The organism is Amycolatopsis minnesotensis (assembly GCF_039529815.1).
Taxonomy (GTDB): domain Bacteria; phylum Actinomycetota; class Actinomycetes; order Mycobacteriales; family Pseudonocardiaceae; genus Amycolatopsis; species Amycolatopsis minnesotensis.
Genome location: NZ_BAAANN010000006.1, coordinates 30,152 through 51,905, shown reverse-complemented (window position 1 = coordinate 51,905; position 21,754 = coordinate 30,152). Strand labels below are relative to the sequence as shown.

The 21,754-nt window shown below is 70.6% G+C and carries 19 protein-coding genes; 10 read left to right on the top strand and 9 right to left on the bottom strand.

Translation table 11 applies throughout. The features are described 5' to 3' along the window. Positions 1-10: 10 nt before the first annotated feature. On the bottom strand, positions 11-745 hold the full coding sequence (locus ABD256_RS09180; protein WP_344415649.1) for a FadR/GntR family transcriptional regulator: 735 nt from the start codon (positions 743-745) through the stop codon (positions 11-13). Between the two features lie 76 nt (positions 746-821). Here ABD256_RS09180 and ABD256_RS09175 point away from each other — a divergent pair, with 76 nt between their 5' ends. Continuing rightward, positions 822-2,270, top strand: a complete 1,449-nt coding sequence (locus tag ABD256_RS09175) for a sialate:H+ symport family MFS transporter (protein ID WP_344415647.1) — start codon at positions 822-824, stop codon at positions 2,268-2,270. Further along, a complete protein-coding gene (locus ABD256_RS09170; RefSeq protein WP_344415645.1) occupies positions 2,251-3,183 on the top strand; it encodes a dihydrodipicolinate synthase family protein in 933 nt (310 codons plus the stop codon). The genes ABD256_RS09175 and ABD256_RS09170 overlap by 20 nt, the downstream gene beginning before the upstream one ends. A 193-nt stretch (positions 3,184-3,376) precedes the next feature. Here ABD256_RS09170 and ndk read toward each other — a convergent pair whose 3' ends face one another. The 4 genes from ndk to folC form a co-directional block, all read right to left on the bottom strand. Further along, the gene (gene ndk / locus ABD256_RS09165; RefSeq protein WP_344415643.1) at positions 3,377-3,778 is read right to left on the bottom strand and encodes a nucleoside-diphosphate kinase; all 402 of its coding nucleotides are present in this window, start codon (positions 3,776-3,778) and stop codon (positions 3,377-3,379) included. 82 nt (positions 3,779-3,860) lie between these two features. Next, positions 3,861-5,405: an alkaline phosphatase D family protein gene (locus tag ABD256_RS09160; RefSeq protein WP_344415640.1), complete on the bottom strand. Its 1,545-nt coding sequence runs from the start codon at positions 5,403-5,405 to the stop codon at positions 3,861-3,863. Positions 5,406-5,473: 68 nt separating this feature from the next. Beyond that, positions 5,474-5,824, bottom strand: coding sequence for a DUF4233 domain-containing protein (locus ABD256_RS09155; protein ID WP_425546422.1), 351 nt, complete (start codon positions 5,822-5,824; stop codon positions 5,474-5,476). Between the two features lie 29 nt (positions 5,825-5,853). Further along, complete coding sequence (gene folC, locus ABD256_RS09150) at positions 5,854-7,533, bottom strand: bifunctional tetrahydrofolate synthase/dihydrofolate synthase (RefSeq protein ID WP_425546410.1); 1,680 nt, start codon at positions 7,531-7,533, stop codon at positions 5,854-5,856. Between the two features lie 278 nt (positions 7,534-7,811). Between folC and ABD256_RS09145 the strand changes: the two genes are divergently transcribed. Both ABD256_RS09145 and ABD256_RS09140 read left to right on the top strand, forming a co-directional pair. Continuing rightward, positions 7,812-8,693: an SGNH/GDSL hydrolase family protein gene (locus ABD256_RS09145; RefSeq protein WP_344415636.1), complete on the top strand. Its 882-nt coding sequence runs from the start codon at positions 7,812-7,814 to the stop codon at positions 8,691-8,693. A 29-nt stretch (positions 8,694-8,722) separates the two neighbouring features. Continuing rightward, a complete protein-coding gene (locus tag ABD256_RS09140; RefSeq protein ID WP_344415634.1) occupies positions 8,723-8,857 on the top strand; it encodes a hypothetical protein in 135 nt (44 codons plus the stop codon). 398 nt (positions 8,858-9,255) lie between these two features. Here the strand turns inward: ABD256_RS09140 and ABD256_RS09135 are convergent, their stop codons facing one another. Further along, complete coding sequence (locus tag ABD256_RS09135; RefSeq protein ID WP_344415632.1) at positions 9,256-9,792, bottom strand: hypothetical protein; 537 nt, start codon at positions 9,790-9,792, stop codon at positions 9,256-9,258. A 544-nt stretch (positions 9,793-10,336) separates the two neighbouring features. On the opposite strand from ABD256_RS09135, the gene ABD256_RS44370 reads away from it, so the two are divergent. Beyond that, positions 10,337-10,885 (top strand): LysR substrate-binding domain-containing protein, encoded by a 549-nt coding sequence (locus ABD256_RS44370; protein ID WP_425546409.1) that lies wholly within the window; start codon positions 10,337-10,339, stop codon positions 10,883-10,885. Here ABD256_RS44370 and ABD256_RS09130 read toward each other — a convergent pair. Further along, a complete protein-coding gene (locus ABD256_RS09130) occupies positions 10,851-13,505 on the bottom strand; it encodes a valine--tRNA ligase (RefSeq protein ID WP_344415630.1) in 2,655 nt (884 codons plus the stop codon). The two genes, ABD256_RS44370 and ABD256_RS09130, sit on opposite strands and share 35 nt — an antisense overlap. Before the next feature lie 95 nt (positions 13,506-13,600). Here ABD256_RS09130 and ABD256_RS09125 point away from each other — a divergent pair, with 95 nt between their 5' ends. From ABD256_RS09125 to ABD256_RS09115, 3 genes are read left to right on the top strand one after another with little or no spacing between them, the layout of a single operon-like run. Then, positions 13,601-14,038 (top strand): MarR family winged helix-turn-helix transcriptional regulator, encoded by a 438-nt coding sequence (locus ABD256_RS09125; RefSeq protein ID WP_344415628.1) that lies wholly within the window; start codon positions 13,601-13,603, stop codon positions 14,036-14,038. 44 nt (positions 14,039-14,082) lie between these two features. Continuing rightward, the gene (locus ABD256_RS09120) at positions 14,083-15,456 is read left to right on the top strand and encodes an MFS transporter (RefSeq protein WP_344415626.1); all 1,374 of its coding nucleotides are present in this window, start codon (positions 14,083-14,085) and stop codon (positions 15,454-15,456) included. Next, a complete protein-coding gene (locus ABD256_RS09115; RefSeq protein ID WP_344415624.1) occupies positions 15,431-17,737 on the top strand; it encodes an FdhF/YdeP family oxidoreductase in 2,307 nt (768 codons plus the stop codon). The genes ABD256_RS09120 and ABD256_RS09115 overlap by 26 nt, the downstream gene beginning before the upstream one ends. Before the next feature lie 9 nt (positions 17,738-17,746). Here the strand turns inward: ABD256_RS09115 and ABD256_RS09110 are convergent, their stop codons facing one another. Together ABD256_RS09110 and ABD256_RS09105 are read right to left on the bottom strand one after the other, a co-directional pair. Then, on the bottom strand, positions 17,747-18,463 hold the full coding sequence (locus ABD256_RS09110; RefSeq protein WP_344415622.1) for an SDR family oxidoreductase: 717 nt from the start codon (positions 18,461-18,463) through the stop codon (positions 17,747-17,749). Positions 18,464-18,547: 84 nt separating this feature from the next. Next, positions 18,548-19,429: an alpha/beta fold hydrolase gene (locus ABD256_RS09105; protein ID WP_344415619.1), complete on the bottom strand. Its 882-nt coding sequence runs from the start codon at positions 19,427-19,429 to the stop codon at positions 18,548-18,550. Between the two features lie 87 nt (positions 19,430-19,516). Between ABD256_RS09105 and ABD256_RS09100 the strand changes: the two genes are divergently transcribed. Then, positions 19,517-20,029: a CGNR zinc finger domain-containing protein gene (locus tag ABD256_RS09100; RefSeq protein ID WP_344415617.1), complete on the top strand. Its 513-nt coding sequence runs from the start codon at positions 19,517-19,519 to the stop codon at positions 20,027-20,029. Positions 20,030-20,147: 118 nt separating this feature from the next. After that, entirely contained in the window at positions 20,148-21,749 is a 1,602-nt protein-coding gene (locus tag ABD256_RS09095) for an MOSC domain-containing protein (protein ID WP_344415615.1), read from the top strand. Positions 21,750-21,754 lie beyond the last annotated feature (5 nt).

Sequence of the window (21,754 nt, the reverse complement as noted above, 5' to 3'; positions counted from 1 at the left end):
ATACGACCGATTATCCGACGCGGGCGCGGATCGCGTGGAAGTGCACGCCGATCGCCCTGCGCAGCGCGGGTTCCTCCCTGCTGCGCAGCGCTTCGAGGATGTCGCGGTGCCAGGACGCGATGACCGCCGGGTCGGCCTGTTCGCGCGGGAGATCGCCGTCCATCGCGTGGAAGACCCGCCAGAACACGCGGAGCAGGTCGAGCACGAGCGCGTTGCCGAGCGGCTGGTACAGGGTTTCGTGGAACCGCAGGTCCGCGTCCGGCGCGTACTCGCCGGAGGAGGCGTGCCGTTCCATCTCCGCGACGGCCTCTTCGAGCGCCGGCAGGTCGATCTGGTCGAACTGGTCGAGCACCCGGGCGACCAGCCCGGTTTCGAGGACTTCGCGCACTTCGAGGAGGTCGCGGATATCGGACAGGTCCCCCTTGATCGATCGCGCGCTGCGAAAGGCGAGGCCCGCTTCGAGGCCGCCCAGTGAGACCGAGCCGACGTAGGTGCCGTACCCGTGCCGGATGTCGACGATCCCCAGCGCCTCCAGCGCTTTCATGGCTTCGCGCAGCGGGTGCCTGCTGACCTCGAGCTCGCGCGCCAGCACCTGCTCGGTCGGCAGGAGCGAGCCTGGCGCGAGGCCGCGCTGGACGATCAGCTCCTTGATCGCCTCCTGCAGCGCGAGCTGGTTGGCGCGCGCGCCGCCGTGGCGCCCCGGCTCCGGCTGCCGCGGATCCTGCGAGCGCAGGCGAACCACCATTGCCTCCCCCGTTTCCCCGGGTTATCGTCGATTGGACATAGGACATCCTATGTCTGATCCTTCCGGAGGTCCAGGCATGGCAGTGCCGCCACCAGCCCCCTCGTTCCGGCGGCTGCCCCGCGAGCAGTACAAGGCGTTCTTCGCCGCGTGGCTGGGCTATCTGCTCGACGGGTTCGACTTCATCCTGATCACGCTCGTGCTCACCGAGGTGCAGGCCGATTTCGGGCTCTCGAAGGCGCAAGCCGCGACACTCGTCTCGGCCGCCTTCGTCTCGCGATGGCTCGGCGGCCTGGTGCTCGGCGCCATCGGCGACCACTTCGGCCGCAAACCCGCGATGATCCTGTCGATCCTGACCTTCTCGGCCGGCAGCGCGCTGTGCGGGTTCTCGTGGGGCTACTGGTCCCTGTTCGCCTTCCGGGTGCTCGTCGGGCTCGGGATGGCGGGCGAGTACGGGTCGAGCGCGACGTACGTGATGGAGTCGTGGCCGCCGAAGATGCGCAACCGCGCCGCGGGATTCCTGCTCTCCGCCTATCCGATCGGCACCGTGCTGGCCGCGCTCGCCTACGGCGTCATCGTGCCGAACCTGAGCTGGCGCTGGCTGTTCTACCTCGGCCTGATCCCGATCGCGCTGACGCTCTACCTCCGCCGCTCGCTGCCGGAAGCACGCGAATGGCAGGAGGAGGTCGCCGGGCGCACCGGCGTGACGACATCGTCGATCCTGTTCTCCCCCAAGCGAAGGCTGCCGAACGCGGTGCTCGCCGTGGTGCTGTCGGTGGCGCTGGTGCTGCTGTTCAGCGAGCACAGCGGCGGGTACGGCCCGTGGCTGACCGCGCTCGTGGTGCTCGGGTTCGCCGCCTTGGCGGTCCAGCTCGCCGGGCGGTCGTGGCCGGTGATGCTCGCGATCATGGCGACCGTCTTCGCCGCGTTCCTCTACTCGTGGCCGATCCAGTCGCTGCTGCCGACCTACCTCAAGAGCGATCTCGGGTACACCGCGAGCCAGGTTTCCACGGCGCTGACCTGGGCGGGGCTCGGGTACGCGGCGGGCTCGTGCCTCGCGGGCGTGCTGGGCGACAAGCTCGGCACCCGGCGCGCTTACGTCCTCGGACTCGTCGTCTCGCTGCTGTTCGTGCTCCCCGCGTTCGCGCTGCCCGCCGGGAACGTCGTGCTGCTGTGGGTCCTGCTGTTCGCGATGCAGGCCACCAGTTCCGGCATCTCGGGCCTGCTGCCGAAGTACATCGGCGACCACTTCCCCACCCGGCTCCGCGCGGCTGGTCTCGGGTTCTCCTACAACGTCGGCGCGCTCGGCGGCGCGGTCGCCCCGCTCGCCGGTACCGCGATCGCGTCCGGCATCGGCAGCCTCGGCACCGCGCTGACCGTGCTGGCGGGCGGGCTCACGCTGGTCGTCGCGCTCGTCGTCGGGCTCGACCTGCCCGCCCGGCTCGGCCGCGCGCTCCGCATCGACTCGGGCGCACCCGCGCTCGTCACTCCCGAAAGGACAGTCCGAATTGAACACAGCGAGCACTGAGTCGTTGCACGGCGTGATCCCGCCGCTGGTCACCCCGATCGACGACGACGGCGAGGTGGACCGGCGATCACTGGAGAAACTCGTCGCGTTCCAGCTCGACGCCGGGGTGCACGGGGTGTTCCTCGGCGGCTCCACCGGCGAGGTCGCCCTGCTCGACGGCGCTCGGCAGCGCGCCGCGCTGGAGGTCGCCGTCGGTGTCGTCGCCGGCGCGGTCCCCGTGCTCGCCGGCGCCATCGACACCGGCACGCTCCGCGTCGTCGACCAGGCGCGGCGCGCGCAGGAAACCGGCGCCGACGCGATCGTCGTGACGGCCCCGTTCTACGTCAGCCCGCACCCTTCGGAGATCGTCGCGCACTTCCGCGCCGTGCACGACGCGATCGACGTTCCCGTTGTCGCGTATGACATTCCCAGCGCGACGGCGGTTGCGGTCGGCGCCGGGGTGGTGTGCGAACTCGCGGCGTCGGGGACGGTCGTCGCGACGAAGGACTCCAGCGGCGACTTCGCCGGTTTCCGCCGGATCCTGCGCGAGGCACCGGGGCTTCCGGCGTTCACCGGCTCCGAACTGTTCGCCGACAGCGCGGTGGCGCTCGGCGCCGCGGGAATCGTGCCGGGGCTCGGCAACATCGACCCGCACGGCTACGTCCGGCTGTACGAGGCCGCGAAGTCCGGTGACCTCGCCGCTGCCGCCGCCGAACAGGACCGGCTGGCGAGGCTGTTCGACATCACCACCGTCGCCGACCGGGGGCGGATCGGCCACACCGCGAGCGCTTTGGGCTCGTTCAAGGCCGCCCTCTCGTTGCGCGGCGCCATCGCGAACGCGGCGACACTGCCCCCGCTGGCCCCCTTGACCGGCACGGAGCTGTCCGCGATCCGCGCGATCCTGGACGAAGTCGGCCTCGCCCAGATCGAATAAGCCTTGCTCGCGGCTGACCCCCGACACGGCCGCCTGCCCCGAGCGCAGCGAGGTCGCTGCCAAGCCGGCCCCGCACCCGGCCTCCCCGGTGCGCGCAGCGCACCGGGGAGGCGTCAAGTCGCGCGCAGGGCCGCCAGGCCCTCTAAATTCGCGATAGACAACACAGCGCACATTTCGACACGCGATAGAAAACTCAGAACCAGAGCTTCAGTTCGCGCTCGGCCGACTCCGGCGAGTCGGAGCCGTGCACCAGGTTGAACTGGGTCTCCAGCGCGTAGTCGCCGCGGATGGTGCCGGGCGCCGCCTTCTCGACCGGGTCGGTGCCGCCCGCGAGCTGGCGGAACGCGGCGATCGCGCGCGGGCCTTCGACCGCGATCGCGACCAGCGGGCCGGAGGTGATGAACTCGAGGAGGTCGCCGAAGAACGGCTTGTCCTTGTGCTCGGCGTAGTGCTCCTCGGCGACGGACCGTTCGACGGTGCGCAGCTCCAGCGCGGCCAGGGTGAGCCCCTTGGCCTCGATGCGCGAGATGACCTCGCCGACGAGGCCGCGCTTGACGCCATCGGGCTTGACCAGAACCAGGGTGCGTTCAGTCACGACGGTAGAACTCCTTCGATTTGCCGGGGAGAAGTCCACGGTTTATTTCGGGTTTGTGGCGAAGAGCCTACTGATGTGTTTCTCACCGCTGCGGGCGCAGGGTCTTCGACCACAGCGAAGCACCCGACGCGTCGCGCAGATCGACGGTCAGCTCACCGCTGCCGCCGTCGATCGCGATCTCGCCGAAGTGCTGGTAGCCGTCCGCCGGCGAGGTGTTCTGCACCGGCGGCGCGTGCACGAAGACGGCCTCCGGGCCGAACGTCGGGTCGAGCGCGTTCGGGCCGAACGCGCCGGCGTTGAGCGGGCCCGACACGAACTCCCAGAACGGGTCGAAGCCGGTGAACGCCGCGCGGTCCGGCGAGTAGTGGTGCGCCGCGGTGTAGTGCACGTCCGCGGTCAGCCACACCACGTTGCGGACCCGGCGGCGGGAGATCTCGCGCAGCACCCACGCCAGCTCCGCCTCCCGCCCGCCCGGCGCGCCGGGCAGCCCGTTCGCGACCGCTTCGATGTCCTTGCCGTCCGGCACCACCAGCCCGATCGGCATATCGGCCTGCACGATCTTCCACGTCGCGGTGCTGCGCGCGAGCGCGTCGGCCAGCCACTTCGCCTGTGCCTGCCCGAGAATGTGCCCCGGCTTCGTCCGATCGGAGGTGTTGGCGTCGCGGTAGGTCCGCATGTCCAGCACGAAGATCTCGGCACGCGCGCCGTAGGAGAAGCTGCGGTACACGCGGCCGTCCACGGCGGCGCGCCGGTCGATCGGGTGCCACTCGTGGAACGCCCGGAACGCGCGCGGCGCCAGCACGTCCACGCGCTTCTCGGTGTACTCCGGCCGGTCGTTGAGGATCTCGCCCGGGTACCAGTTGTTGACGACTTCGTGGTCGTCCCATTGGACGTAGCTCGGCACCGCGGCGGTGAACCGGCGCAGGTGCTCGTCCAGCAGGTTGTAGGCGAACTGGCCGCGGTACTCCTCGAGCGTCTCGGCGACCTTCGACTTGGCGGGGGTCACGATGTTGCGCCAGGTCCGCCCGCCCGGCAGCGTCACCGTTTCGGTCAGCGGGCTGTCGGCGTAGACGGTGTCGCCGCTGTGCAGGAAGAAGTCCGGCTCGCGATCGGCCATCGCGGAGTAGATGGTCATCCCGCCGCGCTCGGGGTTGATGCCGTAGTTCTGGCCGACGACGTCGCCGGACCACAGGAACCGCACGTCGCGGCGGCCGAGCGGCGCGGTGCGGAACCGGCCGGTCACCGGTTCGCTCGCGCCACGGCCGTCGAGGTCTTCCGCGGTCACGCGGTAGTGCAGTCCGGTACCGGGCGGCAGCGCGGGGATCCTGATCTTGCCGGTGCCGCCCGTGGCGGGGCTCAGCACCGGCCCGCACACGCGGCGCGCCCGCCGGAACGAAGCGTCGCGGGCGATTTCGACGGTCAGCCGCGACGGCCGGTCGGCGCGCGACCAGATGATCGCGGAGTCCGCGGTGACGTCGCCGGCCTGCACGCCGTGGGTGAGCACGGGGCGGTCGCGACGGACGAAGGCGGCGGCGTTCGCGGTGCCGGGAAGGACGAGTCCCGCGGCGAGCGCGCCGGCGCCCGCTCTGAACAGCGTCCGGCGGCTGTGGTGGGTCGGTTCGGTCATGGCGCGGTTTTATCCGCCGTCGGCGGCCACCAGGCCAACTCCGCGCGTCGCCGCGGTGAACGCGCCGCTCACACCTGCTGGCTGGGCAGCCTGCCCTCGGCCATCCGTTTCGCCACGTCACGGCGCAGCCACAGCAGCCACAGCCAGATGCACAGGAAGACCACGCCGATCACCGCGATCGCGGGCACCGCGAAGAAGAAGGCGATCAAGCCCAGTTGCAGCACGAGCACGACCGGCATGGCCCACGGGCGCTTGATGATCCAGCAGCATGCCACCAGCGCGACCGCGAGGCCGATCACCGTCCAGCCCTTCCCGCTGCCGATCCCGCCGCCGAACTGCGCGATCACGGGCAGCGCCAGCGCCACCGTGATCGCCTCCAGGATCAACGCGCCGGACTGCACCCCGCGGAAGGACTTCATCGGGTCCTTCGCGGGCGGCTTCACCTCGGTCACACCGGCTCCTTACCGAAAAGCGTTCGAGCCTCACCCGCCGTGACGACCGATCCGGTGATCAGCACGCCACCGCCGGCCAGGGGCTCCTCGGGGTCGTCGCTCCGCTCGACGAGCCCGATCGCGGTCTCCACCGCGGCGTCCAAACTGGACTCGGCGACGACTCGCTCTTCGCCGAACACGGTGATGGCGATGGCGTTCAGCTCTTCCAGCGGCATCGCGCGCGGAGAACTGTTGCGGGTCACCACGATCTCGGAGACGACCGGCTCGAGCGCCTCCAGGATGCCGCGCGCGTCCTTGTCCCCCATCACCCCGACCACGGCGGCGAGCTTGCGGAACGCGAACGCGTCGGCGATGGCGGCCGCGAGCGCCTTGGCGCCGTGTTCGTTGTGCGCCGCGTCGAGCAGCACGGTCGGCGCGGCGCGCACGTGTTCGAGCCGCCCCGGTTCCTCGACCTCCGCGAACCCTTCGCGCACGGCTTCGAGCACGAGCTGGCGATCCTTGCCCGCACCGAAGAACGCTTCGACCGCGGCCAGCGCGAGCGCGGCGTTGGCGGCCTGGTGCGCGCCGTGCAGCGGCAGGAAGATCTCGTCGTACACCCCGCCGAGGCCCTGCAGCTTCAGCATCTGCCCGCCGACCGCGACCTCGCGTTCGAGCACGCCGAACTCGCTGCCCGCGCGCGCCACCGTCGCGTCCACTTCGATCGCGCGTTCCAGCAGGACGCGCTGCGCCTCGGGCTCCTGCTCGGCGACGATCGCGACCGAACCCGGCTTGATGATCCCCGCCTTCTCCTTCGCGATCCCGGCCAGTTCGCTGCCGAGGTACTCGACGTGGTCGATCCCGATCGGCGTGATCACCGCGACGTCGGCTTCGACGACGTTCGTCGCGTCCCACGTGCCGCCGAGGCCGACCTCGACGACCGCCGCTTCGACCGGGGCGTCGGCGAACGCCGCGAACGCCATCCCGGTGAGCACCTCGAACTTGCTCAGCGCCGGCTCGCCCGGCCCGGCGGCACCGTCCACCATGGACACGTACGGCGCGATGTCGCGGTAGAGCTCCACGTAGCGCTCCGCCGGCACCGGCTGCCCGTCGATCGCGATGCGCTCGGTGACGAGCTGCAGGTGCGGGCTGGTGTACCGGCCGACGCGCAGGCCCATCCTGCTCAGCAGCGCGTCGATCATGCGCGCCGTCGAGCCCTTGCCGTTCGTGCCGGCGACCTGCACGACGGGATAGCCCTTGTGCGGCTCGCCGAGCACCGTGACGAGCGCGGAGATGCGCGACAGGGACGGCTCGATCTTCGTCTCCGGCCACCGCTGGTTCAGCTCGGCCTCGACCGCCATCAGCTCGCGGCGCGCCTGCTCCTGGCCGATCGGGGCCGCCCGCTCGCCCTCGTCGTCGAGTTCGTGGACGTCGCCATCGCCAGGACGCAGGTCCGGCACCGGGCCGAGCGCCAGGTTGTCCCCGAGCTGGCCGATGCCGCCGATCCCGCCCGACGCCCCGCCGCCCGCGGTGAAGGCGCGGTCCTCGCTGGTGAAGGCACCTTCCGGATCGTCGTGCACGCCCAGCTCGTCGACCCCGGCGAAGCTGCCGGGATCGGCCAGGTCCGGTTCGCCGTGACTGTTCACCGCCGACTCGTCCACCGGCTCGTCGAACGGCTCATCGGACTTCCCTCGCGGCACCCGCGCTCCCAACTCATGCCTGTTCACGGACGCGCCCGAGTCTACGTCGCGAGGCTCCGCGGCCCTGGTGCGGGCGGGCCCCGCGTGCCCCGAAGGGGACCTCCGGGGCATCTGACGCCGCGAGGGCCGCGAAAGCGGCGTCGGAGTCCTGAGAGCCGTCAGGGGCAGACGAAACACTCCCGGGTGATGATCACGGACGGTACCCGTTTGGGGGCACCTAGGCGCGGTCCGTGACAGCTATGAACGAGGCACAACTCGAAACAAGTGATGGGGTGCGCATGTTCAGTCGCAGAGGTCTCACGATCGCCGCCGTGGCCGCGGTGGCAGCACTGTTCACCGGAACCACGAGCGTGGCGGTCGCGGCCGAGCGGGTCCGCTACGTCGCGCTCGGCGATTCCTACACCTCGGGCCCCTTCATCCCGCTCATGCGCCTCGATCCGCTCGGCTGCGCCCGGTCCACCAACAACTACCCGTCGCTGCTGTCGCGCAAGCTCAAGCCCGCGTCGTTCACCGACGTGAGCTGCGGCGGCGCGGCCACCGCGAACATGACGACCTCGCAGAGCGTGCCCCTCGGCACGAACCCGCCGCAGTTCGCCGCGCTGCGCGCGGACACCGACCTGGTCACGATCGGCATCGGCGGCAACGACTTCACCTTGTTCGGCACCCTCATCGACACCTGCCCGAAGCTGCGGGCGAGCGACCCGGCCGGCAATCCGTGCCAGCGGAACTTCACCGTCGACGGCGTCGACACGATGAAGGTCACGGCCGCGAAGATCCGCCCGAGGATCACCGCGGTGCTCGCCGGGATCCACGCGCGGTCGCCGCGGGCGACGGTGCTCGCGATCGGCTACCCGCGCATCGCACCGGCCACCGGGACCTGCCCGGACCTGCCGTTCGCCGCTGGCGACTACGCCTGGCTCAGCAGCATCGAGGAAGCGCTCAACGCCGCCGTTTCCGATGCCGTCGCCGACGACGGTGCATCGTCCTATGTGGACATCTTCACCCCGTCGCTCGGGCACGACGCGTGCGCGGGCGGTGCCGCGTGGATCAACGGGAAGGACCTGAACATCCTCGCCGCCGCGAACTACCACCCGTTCCGCGCCGGGATGGAAGGCGTCGCGAACGTGACCTATCGCGCGCTGGCCGCCGCGAGGCGCTGAGCGCGCTGGCCAGCACCGGAGCCGGTGCCGTGCTCCGGCCGAGCAGCGGTCCGAGGTCGACGCGCGGGTCCACCCCGGTGTGCCGGATCGCGCCCGGTTCGATGACCGAGGTGAGCTGCTCGACGAGCGCTTCGTTCGCCTCGTCGGTCGTGGCCGTCCAGTAGCCGGGCCCGAACGCCCCTGAGCGGGAGCAGCCTCGCGAACAGGGCCGTGCCGTGCACCGGCACGGGGCCGGGGCCGTCACCGAAGCGTTCGTAGTGGACGTCGGCCGCTCCACCGGAGAGCGGAACTGTGGGCCGATCGGCACTTCGAGCGACGGCAGCGCCGGACGCGGGTCGTAGCCCGTGCTTTCGGTGAGCAGATCGTCGATGTAGACGCCCGAGTCGAGGATCTGGCGGATCGTCCACCCGACCGTCGCCGCCGAGGTCCCCGGCGCGGACCAGATCGGTGCGCGGGGAGCGCACGAGTTCGGTCATCCCCGCCGACCGCGATCACACTGCGCCCGCACCAAGCAGCGATCGGCTCCCGCGCTGATCACGACTCGTGCCGAAACGGGTGCGGATCAGGGTGCCTCCGGTTTCGGGCGGGTGCCGTGGTGCACGGCGTGCTGCACGGTGCCGCCGAGCCGGAGGGCGTCTTCGGTGATACCGGTGATCATCACGACCCGGCGCCCGCCGACGGCGGAACGGAGCTTGACGCGGTAGCGGACGTCGGCGCCGAGTACCCGGTAGAGCGCGTTGTCCCGCCCCTCGTTGGCGATCTTGACGATCTCGTCCCAGCTGATCGCCAAGGACTTCCCGGCATAGGAATGGACGAAGCCGCCCTCGTGCAGGGTGAACGCCTCGTCGGGCCGGGTGCGGGACAGCCAGGCCTGCTGGATGCCGACCGCGAGCGCGCCCAGTGCGAGCCCGCAGGCAAGGCAGGGCAGGAGGACAAGCGACGGCGATCCGCCGCGGCCTGCCAGTACGACGAACCACAGCCCGGTCAGGGCCGCGACCACCCCGCCCACCGGCACGGCGACCGCGAAGATCCTTCTCCGGCGCCGGTTGTCGCTCTCGAACCGTCCGACCACTGCGCCCAACTCTTGTTCTGCGGCCATCGCCATCTTCCCGATCCGGCTACTGGGGAAACGAGGATAGGGCTCGGCGCCGGGACTGGTCCCGAAGCTCGCGCTTCGCGAAAGGCACCGGAACCGCGGCGGTTCCGGCGAGGGGCGACCTTCAGAGACTCTGACGCCGCGTTCTCGACCTTCACGGCGCGCGGCATGGCGCTGCTGATGGAGCCTTCGCGGCATCAGGTTCCCTCAACGGCCCCTTCAGGGCATGGAAACACCTACGCCACCACGGGATCGGGCCGCGGCGTGTACCTCTTCGAAGGCGCGGATCCGCTCCCCCACGCCCATCACCCCTCGTGAAATCGACTCCGGCCGGCCGCGCCGCCACCCCGCCGAAGGTCATCGTCCGCCTTTTCCCCGCGCGGCTGCCTTGCCCTGCCCGGCACGACGGCCCGCCCCCGTCCTCAGTGGGCGAATCCACAGTGGAGTAACAGTGGAGTAGCAGTGGAGTATTCGAATCGAAGCGGGAACCCGGTTCCTGCCGCACGCACGCGCGGTCATCGCGGCCGAGGATGGCGCGATCGAGGCGATGGCCGGGTTCCGGGCCGAGCAGGCCACCACGATCCGCGTCGGCACCACGTCGGGTCTCGGGCCGCGGCTCGATCTCGTGCTGGCCGGGTTCGCGAAGCTCGCCCCGGAAGTCCACGTCGAACTGATGCGTCCGCCGACGGCCGAGCGGCTGAAGCTGGCGCGCTCGGGAGAGCTGGACGCGACCCTGGTCCGCGGGAGCTGGCCGTCGGACCGGCTGCACTTCGAGGCCACTGTGGACCGACGCGCTCGTCACCGCACTCCCCGTCGCGCATCCGTTGGCACAGCGGCAAAAGATCCGGCTGTCCGATCCGGGCGAACTGCCGCTGCGCCTGCCGCCCCCGGAGATCAACCCGCCGTTGCGCGACCTGGTGCTGTCCTCCTGTGGCGTTCCGCGGCATCTTCGCGCCCGAACCGGCGACGCGCACCTACCTGGTGCTCGCCGCAGACGTCAACGGCGAGCACCTGCGCTTCCTGTTCGACCGCCTGCCAGCAGGCGGTCGAACAGGAAGCGATCAGGCAGAAGGCAGCGCGGCCAGCCGGGAGTTGATGCGGTCGATGTCGGCGACGGCGGCTTCGCGGCGCGCCCTGATCTTCTCGACGACGTTTTCGGGCGCCTTCGCCAGGAACCCCTCGTTGCCGAGCTTGGCGTCGGTCTGCTTCAGCTCCTTCTCGGCCACGCCGAGATCCTTCCGCAGCCGCTTGCGCTCCGCCACGACGTCGATGGCGCCGGACAGGTCCAGTTCCACCGTCGCCGTCCCGGAACCCAGCACGACTTCCAGTGAGGCACCCGGCGTGAAACCGTCCTCCGCCTCGGTCAGCCGGACGAGCGAGCGCACCGCGTCGGCCTGGCCCGAAACCTCCTCGAACCCGGGACCGCCGAGCCGGGCCGCGACCTTCTGGCTCGGCTTCAGGCCCTGGTCGGACCGGAACCGGCGGATCTCGGTCACCAGCTTCTGCACGTCGGCGATCCGCGCGTCCACCACCGGGTCCGCCTCGATCCGGTGCTCGGTGAACTGCGGGGACCCGGCAGGCCACTGCGCGACGACGAGCGACTCGCCGCCGGTCAGCGCCAGCCACAGCCGCTCGGTGACGAACGGGATGAACGGGTGCAGCAGGCGCAGCACGGTGTCGAGCACGTGGCCGAGCACCGCGCGGGTGTTCTCGACCGTCTTCTCGTCGCCCTGGTAGAGCTGGACCTTCGCCAGTTCCAGGTACCAGTCGCACAGCTCGTTCCAGGTGAACGCGTACAGCGACTCGGTGCTCTTGGCGAACTGGAAGTCCGCGAGCTGACCGTCCACTTCGGACACGACGGCGCCGAGCCTGCCGAGGATCCAGCGGTCGGCCTCGGTCAGCTCCGCGGCGCCGGGCACCGGGCGCGCCACGGTCGCGCCGTTCATCAGCGCGAACCTGGTGGCGTTCCACAGCTTCGTGCAGAAGCTGCGCGAGCCGTTGACCCACTCCTCGCTGATCGGCACGTCGACACCGGGGTTCGCGCCGCGGGTCAGGGTGAACCGCAGCGCGTCCGTCCCGTAGCGGTCCATCCACTCGATCGGGTCGACGCCGTTGCCCGCGGTCTTCGACATCTTCTTGCCGAACTGGTCGCGGACCATGCCGTGCAGCGCGATCGTCCGGAACGGCGGCTCGCCGTCCATCGCGTACAGGCCCATCATCATCATCCGGACGACCCAGAAGAAGAGGATGTCGTAGCCGGTGACCAGCACCGTGGTCGGATAGAACTTCGAGAGGTCCGGGGTCTTCTCCGGCCAGCCCAGCGTCGAAAACGGCCACAGGCCGGAGGAAAACCAGGTGTCGAGGACGTCTTCGTCCTGCGTCCAGCCCTCGCCGGAAGGCGGTTCCTCGTCCGGGCCGACGCACACGACCTCGCCTTCGGGGCCGTACCAGACCGGGATGCGGTGGCCCCACCAGAGCTGCCGCGAGATGCACCAGTCGTGCAGGTTGTCGACCCAGTCGAAGTAGCGCTTCGCCATCTCCGGCGGGTGCACCGCCACGCGGCCGTCGCGGACGGCGTCGCCCGCGGCCTTCGCCAGCGGGCCCACCTTCACGAACCACTGCAGCGAAAGCCGCGGCTCGATCGGCTCCTTCGACCGCTGCGAATGCCCGACGCTGTGCAGGTACGGGCGCTTCTCGGCGACGATCCGGCCCTGCTCGCGCAGCTTCTCCCGCACCGCGACGCGCGCCTCGAACCGGTCCATGCCGTCGAACTCGGTTCCGGTGCCGTCGATGCGGCCCGTCTCGTCCATGATCGTGCGCATCGGCAGGTCGTGCCGCTGGCCGATCTCGAAGTCGTTCGGGTCGTGCGCGGGCGTCACCTTCACCGCACCGGTGCCGAACTCCGGGTCGACGTGGGAGTCCGCGACGATCGGGATCCGGCGCCCGGTCAGCGGCAGCTCGACCTCGGTGCCGACGAGGTGGGCGTACCGCTCGTCGTCGGGGTGCACCGCGACCGCGGTGTCGCCGAGCATCGTCTCCATCCGGGTGGTGGCCACGACGATCGCGCCGTCCCCGTCGCCGTAGCGCATGGAGACGAGTTCGCCCTCGACCTCCTCGTGGTCGACCTCGGCGTCGGAGAGCACCGACCGCAGCTCCGGCGACCAGTTGACCAGCCGCTCCGCCCGGTAGATGAGCCCGTCGTCGTACAGGCGCTTGAAGATCGTGTTGACGGCCTTCGACAGGCCCTCGTCCATCGTGAAGCGCTCACGGGTCCAGTCGACGCTTTCGCCGAGCCGCTTCATCTGGGCCAGGATCTGCCCGCCGTGCTCCGCCTTCCACTCCCAGACGCGCTCGACGAACTTCTCCCGCCCGAGTTCGCGGCGGCTCGTGCCCTCGGCGCGCAGCTGCTTCTCCACGAGCGCGTGCACGGCGATGCTCGCGTGGTCCATGCCCGGCAGGTACAGCGACTCCTCGCCCAGCATGCGGTGGTAGCGCGTGATGGTGTCGATGAGCGTGTGCTCGAAGGCGTGGCCGATGTGCAGCGAACCGGTCACGTTCGGGGGCGGGATCACTACGGAGAACGGCGGCCGATCCGATCCGGCGTCGGCCGTGAAGTAGCCGGCGTCTACCCAGCGCTGGTAGATCGCGGATTCCTCGTCGGCCGGGGTCCACGAACCCGGAAGGTCGGTCTGGGGCGCAGGGGCGTTCTCCGTCACAACCGGTAAGTCTACGAACCGCTCCCCCGCCGTCGTCACGGAGTGCGCCCATGGGCAGGATGCACAGGACGGGCTTCACAGTCTAGACTGTTGTTATGACCAGGGTTCCGAACCAGGTGGCCGAACTCGCCGGGCAGCTCCGCGGCACCGTCGGCCAGCTGCACCGCAGGCTGCGCCAGGTCGACAACGCGGAGGTACTGACGCCGTCGCAGACCGCCGTGCTGGGCAGGCTCGTCCGGGACGGCGCCGCCACGCAGGGCGAACTGGCCGCCGCCGAGCACGTCCGGCAGCAGTCCATGGGCGCCACGCTCGCCGCGCTCGACGAACTCGGCCACCTCACCAAGATCCGCGACCCCGGTGACGGCCGCCGCGTGCTGATCTCGGCCTCGGAACTCGGCGAGAAGACCGTGCGCGGCCTGCGCCAGCACCGCGACGAATGGATCGCGCGCGGCATCACCGCCGAACTCACCCCGGCCGAACGGCGCACCCTCGCCGAAGCGATCCCGCTCCTGCACCGGCTCGCCCAGCTCTAGGAGGCACCACGCCCACCGCGGCTTCGAAGCGCTTCGGCGCCAGGATGATCACTCCCCTGGTCGCCAGCGCGATCCTCAACCCGATCAACTCGACGCTCATCGCGGTCGCGCTCGTCCCGATCGGCCAGACCTTCGGCGCCGGACCGGGCCAGACCGCGTGGCTGATCTCCGGGCTGTACCTCGCCACGGCCGTCGGCCAGCCGGTCGTCGGGCTGTTCGTCGACCGGTTCGGGGCGAGACGGGTCCTGCTCGCCGGGGCCGTGCTCGTGATGGCGGCCGGGATCGCCGGGATCTTCGCGTTCTCGCTCGGCTGGCTGATCGGCGTCCGGATCGTGCTCGGCGTCGGCACGTGCGCGGGGTTCCCGGCGGCGATGGCCGTTCTCCGCAAGCGCGCCGAGCAGACCGGGCAGGGTGTGCCCGCGCGTGTCCTCTCGCTGCTGTCGATGTCATCGCAGACGATCATGGTGATCGGGCCGACGCTCGGCGGCGCGCTGATCGCGCTGTTCGGCTGGCCCGCGATCTTCGCGGTGAACATCCCGCTCGCCGGGCTGTCGCTGGTGCTGGCCGTGCTGTGGGTACCCGAGGACGGGGCCGGTGGCACGGCACGGGGCATCGACGGCGCCGGGATCGCGCTCTTCTCGCTGACCCTGCTGGCCGTGCTGTTCTTCGTGATGGACCCGTCGGTGGCGGATCTCGGGTACCTCGCGGCGGCCGCAGCGCTGGGCACGGCGTTCACCGTGGTCGAGCTGCGAAGCCGCCACCCGTTCATCGACCTGCGGGTGCTGGCCGCGAACGGGCCGCTGCTGCGCACCTACCTGCGGCAGTCGCTCGCCTTCCTCGTCGTCTACTCGATCATGTTCGGCTACGTGCAGTGGCTCGAATCGACGCGGGGCCTCAGCGAATCGGGTGCCGGGGCGCTGCTCCTGCCGATGTCCGCGGTCGCGGTCGCCGCGGCGGCGCTGTCCGGCAGGGCGACCGGGATCCGCGCCAGGCTGACCGTGACCGCGCTCGCGGTGCTCACCGGGTCGGCGCTGCTGCAGCTCCTCGGCGCGGAGACGCCGATGATCGTGCTGGTGGCCGTGGCCGCCGTCTTCGGCGTCGCGCAGGGCATGACGAGTGTGACGAACCAGACGATGCTTTACGCGCAGGCGCCCGCGTCCCAGATCGGCACCGCCAGCGGGCTGTTCCGGTCCGCACAGTACCTCGGCGCGATCGCCTCGTCGACGCTCATCGCGCTGTGCTTCGGCACCCACGCCAGCTCGGCGGGCCTGCACCACCTCTCGTGGGTGCTCGTCGGGGTGAGCGCGCTGCTGCTCGCCGTCACCGTGCTCGACCGCCGTCTCCGGGGCCCCGTGGTCGCGAACGACGAGGTGAAGGCGCACCATGGGAGCCGTGACGAGGAACGCGCCGAAGCATGACATCGACGAAGCCGGCATCGAGGTCCACCAGCCCAAGACGTGGGCGGCGGGGATCCCCGGGGTCGCGGTCTCACTGGCACGCGGGGTCGAGCAGATGGGCGCGGCCCGCACGGTCAGGACCCTCCGGCTGCTGAACCAGCGCGACGGGTTCGACTGCCCCGGCTGCGCGTGGCCGGAACCCCGCGAGGTGGACGGCGAGCACCGCAAGCTCGCCGAGTTCTGCGAGAACGGCGCGAAGGCGGTCGCCGAAGAGGCGACGAAACGCCGCGTCGGGCCCGAGTTCTTCGCTCAGCACCCGGTCGCCGAGCTGGCCGGGAAGACCGACTACTGGCTCGGTCAGCAGGGCCGCCTGACGCACCCGATGGTGCTCCGGGAAGGCGGCACCCACTACGAGCCCGTCACCTGGGACGAAGCCTTCGGCCTCCTCGCCGACCAGCTCAACTCGCTGTCCACTCCGGACGAAGCGATCTTCTACACCTCCGGGCGCACCAGCAACGAGGCCGCGTTCGCCTACCAGCTCCTGGTCCGCTCGTTCGGCACCAACAACCTGCCGGACTGCTCGAACATGTGCCACGAATCGTCCGGGGCGGCGCTGTCCACGACGACGGGCATCGGCAAGGGCTCGGTGAGCCTCGCCGACATCCACCGGTCCGACCTGATCGTCGTGGTGGGCCAGAACCCGGGGACCAACCACCCGCGGATGCTCTCGGCGCTGGAAGAGGCGAAGAAGAACGGCGCGAAGATCATCGCCGTGAACCCGCTGCCGGAAGCGGGGCTGATGCGCTTCAAGAACCCGCAGAACGTGCGCGGCGTGGTGGGCAAGGGCAGCCCGCTCGCCGACGAGTTCGCCCAGATCCGGCTCGGCGGCGACCTGGCGCTGTTCCAGGCGATCGGGCATCTGCTGCTGGCGTGGGAGGAGGCCGCTCCTGGGACCGTGGTGGACCAGGACTTCCTGGACGGCTCCACCGACGGGTACGCCGAGTACGCGGCCGCGATCAAGGACCTGGACTGGGCCGAGGTCGACGAGGCCACCGGGCTCGACCGCGAGCAGATCGTGCGGCTCGCCCGCATGATCGCGGAGTCCGAGCGGACCGTCTACTGCTGGGCGATGGGACTGACCCAGCACAAGCACGCCGTCCCCACGATCAAAGAGGTCGCGAACGTCGCGCTGCTGCGCGGGATGATCGGCAAGCCTGGCGCCGGCCTGTGCCCGGTGCGCGGCCACTCCAACGTCCAGGGCGACCGGACCATGGGCGTGTGGGAGAAGATGCCCGAGTCCTTCATGGACAGTCTGGACGAGGAGTTCTCGATCACCGTGCCGCGCAAGCACGGCTGGGACACCGTCGATTCGATCAGGGCCATGCGCGACGGTACCGGCAAGGTCTTCTTCGCCATGGGCGGCAACTTCGCGTCCGCGACACCGGATTCGGACCTGACCGCGCAGGCACTGCGGGCCTGCGAGATGACCGTGCAGGTGTCGACGAAGCTGAACCGCTCGCACGTCGTGCCGGGCCGGACCGCGCTGATCCTGCCGACGCTGGGCCGCACCGAACGCGACGTCCAGGCCGGCGGTGAGCAGTTCGTCAGCGTGGAGGACTCGATGTCGGCCGTGCACACCTCGCGGGGACGGCTGGCCCCGGCGTCGGACTGCCTGCTGTCCGAGGTGGCGATCGTCTGCCGCCTCGCCCGCAAGGTGCTCGGCGAAGACCACGCCGTGCCGTGGCGGGACTTCGAAGCCGACTACGACCTGATCCGCGACCGGATCGCCCGCGTGGTGCCGGGCTGCCAGGACTACAACGCCAGGGTGCGCGAGCCGGACGGTTTCGTGCTCCCGAACGCGCCGCGCGACTCGCGGCAGTTCACCGGGACCAAGACCGGCAAGGCCACCTTCACGGCCAACGAACTGGAATACCCCGCACTGCCGGCCGGCCGCCTGCTCCTGCAGACGATGCGCAGCCACGACCAGTACAACACCACGATCTACGGCCTGTCGGACCGCTACCGCGGGATCGAGGACGGGCGGCGCGTGGTCTTCGTCAACCCCGAAGACCTCGCCGACCTCAACTTCGGCGACGGCGAACTGGTCGACCTGGTGTCCGAATGGGACGGTGCGGAGCGGCGCGCCGAACGCTTCCGCGTCGTGGCGTACCCGACCGCGCGCGGGTGCGCGGCCGCGTACTTCCCCGAGGCCAACGCGTTGGTACCGCTGGACTCGGTGGCGGACACCTCGAACACGCCGGCGTCGAAGAGCATCGTGGTGCGGCTGACCGCGCCCCGGTGATCCGGCCGTTCAGACGAGGGGCTCACCGCCGTCGATGCCGAGCGAGGCGCCGGTCAGGAAGGTCGTGGTGAGCGCGAAGACGACGGCGCCGGCGATGTCCTCGGGACTTCCGATGCGGCGCACCGGGTTGCCCGCCTCGCGCGCGGCGAACAGCTCGGCTTTCTTGCGCTCGCCGAGGCCGTCGTAGGCACCGCTGTCGACGGTGCCGGGTGAGATCGCGTTGACCCGCACCGGGGCCAGCTCGACCGCGAGCCCCCTGGTCACCGCGTCGACCGCGGCGTTGGTCGCCCCCACCGCGAGCATGCCCGCCGCGGGCTTGCGGGCCGACGAGCCGGAGAAGAAGACGAACGAGCCGTCCGTTGGCAGGCGCGGCGCGAAGTGCTTGGCGAGCAGGATCGGGCCGACGACCTTGACGTCGAAGGAGGTCAAGACGGTCTCGTGGCCGAGGTCGCCGACGGCACCGCGGGCACGGGCCGACGCGGTCGACACGACGTGGTCGACCCGGCCGAGCCGTTCGGCCAGCGCGGCGATGCTGGTCTCGTCGGTCAGATCGACCTGCGCGGCGGTGATACCGGGCTCGTCGTAGGCCGCCGCGAGGGCCCGTCCATCCCGCCCTGCCACCACGACGGTGCCGCCCGCGTCCCGGATGGACAGTGCGACCGCGCGGGCGATGCCGCTGCCGCGGCCGATGACGAGGACGGTGCGGTCTTCCAATGATGCGGGCACTTCGGTTTCTCCATTCCTTTGTGGACGATGACGCGGACGAACACGCCGGGTTCGTGCCGCAGCACGACGTCCGGCTATTGCTTGCTACGCGGCAGGCTGCCCGGCCGTCCTGCGCGCCAGGAAGTCGCGGATCAGTGCGGCGACCTCGTCGCCCGCGCTCTCCAGCAGGAAGTGCCCGCCGTCGAGGAGGTGGATCTCGGCGTCCGGGACGTCTTCGGCGAACGCGCGGGCGCCGTCCGGGCCGAAGATCTCGTCACCCTTGCCCCACACCGCCAGCACCGGCGGGCGGCCCCGGCGCAGGTACTCGTGCAGTGCCGGGTACAGCGGCGGATTCGTCGCGTAGTCGCGGAAGAGCGCGAGCTGGATCGCGTCGTTGCCCGGCCGGGACAGCTTCGCGAAGTCGTGGTGCCAGGTGTCCGGGCTGACCAGGCTGTCGTCGGAGACGCCGGTGAGGTACTGCCACCGGATGGCCTCCAGCGTCAGCGCGGTGCGGATACCGGCTTCGGTTTCGGGTGTCTGCTCCCGCTGGTAGTCCCACACGGTCTTCCAGAAACCCGGTACGAATCCGGCGTCGTAGCCGTTGCCGTTCTGCGTGACGATCGCGGTGACGGCCGACGGATCGGCCAGCGCCAGGCGCCAGCCGATCGGGGCGCCGTAGTCCTGGACGTACAGGGCGTAGCGCGTCACGCCGAGGTGATCGAGCAGCCCGGCGGTCAGTCCGGCCAGCGCGTCGAAGGTGTAGTCGAACTCGCCGGCGGACGGGGCCGCGGACAACCCGAATCCGAGGTGGTCCGGCGCGAGCACGTGGTAGCGGTCGGCCAGCGCGGGGATCAGGTTGCGGAACATGAACGAACTGGTCGGGAAGCCGTGCAGCAGCACGATCGCGGGGGCGTCGGCGGGACCGGCCTCCCGGTAGAACAGCTCCTGGCCGTGGACGGCCGCGTAGCGGTGGTGAACGACGGTCATCTCTAACCCCTTTGCCAATGTTTGATGGTTAGACAGAATCATGACACGCTATAACCTGTCAAGACCTGGTTTGGAGGTTAGACTTCGATGGTGACCGAAACCGACGAGACACTGCTGCTCGATCTGCTGAACACGACGCCGGTCGTCGACGGGTCGCCCCGTGACGAACTCGCCGACGCCGGGGCGGGCGCGCGCTGGCTCACCGGACACGGGCAACCGGCCTCCGATGACGAATGGCGGTCGCTGCTCGACGTGCGCTCGACGCTGCAGGACGTCGTCCGTGGCGAGGAGGTCCCGGCGTCGCTCGCCGGCTTCGTCGACGGCGTGCACTATCGCGCTTCGCTCACCGGCGACGGTGTCGAATGGACACTGGACGTGCCCGCAGGAAGGCGCGCGGCGGCGCGCGCCGTACTCGCCTGGGACGCGCTGCGCGTCTCCGGCCCTGGCCGCCTTCGCCCGTGCGCCAACCCGGACTGCCGGTTGTTCCTGATCGACCACAGCAAGCCGAACCGCGCCCGCTGGTGCTCGATGGCGGTCTGCGGGAACCGCATGAAGGCGCGCAGGCACTACCAGCGCACCCGTAATTCCACAGTGGACTGAGGAGGAAGACGTGGTGGCACGCCTGCTCTCGCTGAACGTCGGTATGCCAGCGGATGTGCCGTGGCATGGCAAGACTGTCCACACGGGAATCTTCAAGTATCCCGTCGAGGGGCCGCGGATGGCCCGCAAGCTCAACATCGACGGTGACGGGCAGGGCGATCTCGGCGGGCACGGCGGCGAAATGCGCGCCGTACTCGTCTACCAGCGCCAGTCCTACGACTTCTGGCGGAGCCACCTCGGGCGCGACGACCTCGAATACGGCCAGTTCGGCGAGAACTTCACCGTCGACGGCCTGACCGACGACGAGGTGCACATCGGCGACCGCTACCGCATCGGGGAGGCCGAGTTCGAGGTCAGCCAGCCGCGCGTCACGTGCTATCGGGTCGGCATGCGCCTCGGCGAGCCGCGGCTGCCCTCGCTGCTCGTCGCCCACCACCGGCCCGGCTTCTACCTCAGGGTCATCACCGAAGGCCCCGTGCGAGCCGGTGACGAGATCGCCCGCACCAGGGTCGGCAGGCACCGGATGAGTGTCGCCGCGATCGACGCGCTGCTCTACCTTCCCGACCGTGACGTGGGCCGGCTTCGCGAAGCCGTCGACATCCCCGCGCTGAGCCAGGGCTGGCAAGGCTCGTTCCGCGAGCTGCTCGACGCGGTCGAACACCCGGCGCCCGCCGGCTCGGATTCCGGCCGCTGGACCGGCTTCCGCCCGCTGCGCGTCTCCCGGATCGTGTCCGAAAGCGCCACCGTTTCGTCGATCCACCTCGCCGCCGACGACGGCGCACCGCTGGCCAGCCCCGAGCCAGGGCAGTACCTCACGCTGCGGCTCGCCGACGCCGCCGATCCACCACCGGTGCGCACCTATTCGCTGTCCTCCGCGCCGTCGGACGCCGAGTACCGCATCAGCGTCAAACGCGAAGCGCACGGCGTCGCCAGCACGTACCTCCACGCCCGGCTGCGCGTCGGCGACACCGTGGAGGCCGCCGCGCCACGGGGTGATTTCTTCCTGTCGCCGGAAGACCACGAAGCCGCGCCCGTCCTGCTGCTCTCCGCCGGGGTCGGGGTCACCCCGGTGCTGGCGATGCTGCACGCACTCGCGGCGCGACGGAGCCGGCGCGAAATCTGGTGGCTGCACACCGCTCGCTCAGCCACCGAACACGCTTTCGCCGTCGAGGCCCACCAGTTGCTCGACGGGCTCGACGGAAGCCACGAACACGTCTACTACACCGCGGCGACCGGCCGCCTCGACCACGACACCCTGGCCGCGCTCGGGTTACCCGTGCACGCGACCGCTTACCTGTGCGGACCCGGCCCGTTCATGACGGCCATGCGCGACGCGCTCGTCCGGATCGGCCTCGACCCCGCTCGGATCCACACGGAACTGTTCGGCGCGCTGCCGCCGATCAACCCCGGGCTCACCGGTGCCGACGCTCCCGCGCCGCACCAGCCACCCGGCGCCACCGGCACCGGGCCCCGGGTCACGTTCGCCCGCAGCGGGCTCACCGTCCCGTGGCGCGACGACCGCGCCTCCGTGCTCGAACTCGCCGAAGCCTGCGACGTGCCGACCCGGTGGTCCTGCCGCACCGGGGTCTGCCACACCTGCCAGACCCCGGTCCTCTCCGGCACCGTCCGATATGGACCCGATCCGCTGGAGCCGCCGTCACCCGGTACCGCGCTCGTGTGCTGCGCCCGCCCTGTGACCGATCTCGTGCTGGACCTGTGACGGCC

What these genes read in the sequence shown, in the direction of transcription:
- ABD256_RS09180 (WP_344415649.1), bottom strand. Translation starts at nt 745, where the DNA reads ATGGTGGTTCGCCTGCGCTCGCAGGATCCGCGGCAGCCGGAGCCGGGG.
- ABD256_RS09175 (WP_344415647.1), top strand. Translation starts at nt 822, where the DNA reads ATGGCAGTGCCGCCACCAGCCCCCTCGTTCCGGCGGCTGCCCCGCGAG.
- ABD256_RS09160 (WP_344415640.1), bottom strand. Translation starts at nt 5,405, where the DNA reads ATGACCGAACCGACCCACCACAGCCGCCGGACGCTGTTCAGAGCGGGC.
- ABD256_RS09155 (WP_425546422.1), bottom strand. Translation starts at nt 5,824, where the DNA reads ATGAAGTCCTTCCGCGGGGTGCAGTCCGGCGCGTTGATCCTGGAGGCG.
- ABD256_RS09145 (WP_344415636.1), top strand. Translation starts at nt 7,812, where the DNA reads ATGTTCAGTCGCAGAGGTCTCACGATCGCCGCCGTGGCCGCGGTGGCA.
- ABD256_RS09135 (WP_344415632.1), bottom strand. Translation starts at nt 9,792, where the DNA reads ATGGCCGCAGAACAAGAGTTGGGCGCAGTGGTCGGACGGTTCGAGAGC.
- ABD256_RS44370 (WP_425546409.1), top strand. Translation starts at nt 10,337, where the DNA reads ATGGCCGGGTTCCGGGCCGAGCAGGCCACCACGATCCGCGTCGGCACC.
- ABD256_RS09125 (WP_344415628.1), top strand. Translation starts at nt 13,601, where the DNA reads ATGACCAGGGTTCCGAACCAGGTGGCCGAACTCGCCGGGCAGCTCCGC.
- ABD256_RS09120 (WP_344415626.1), top strand. Translation starts at nt 14,083, where the DNA reads ATGATCACTCCCCTGGTCGCCAGCGCGATCCTCAACCCGATCAACTCG.
- ABD256_RS09105 (WP_344415619.1), bottom strand. Translation starts at nt 19,429, where the DNA reads ATGACCGTCGTTCACCACCGCTACGCGGCCGTCCACGGCCAGGAGCTG.
- ABD256_RS09100 (WP_344415617.1), top strand. Translation starts at nt 19,517, where the DNA reads ATGGTGACCGAAACCGACGAGACACTGCTGCTCGATCTGCTGAACACG.
- ABD256_RS09095 (WP_344415615.1), top strand. Translation starts at nt 20,148, where the DNA reads ATGGCCCGCAAGCTCAACATCGACGGTGACGGGCAGGGCGATCTCGGC.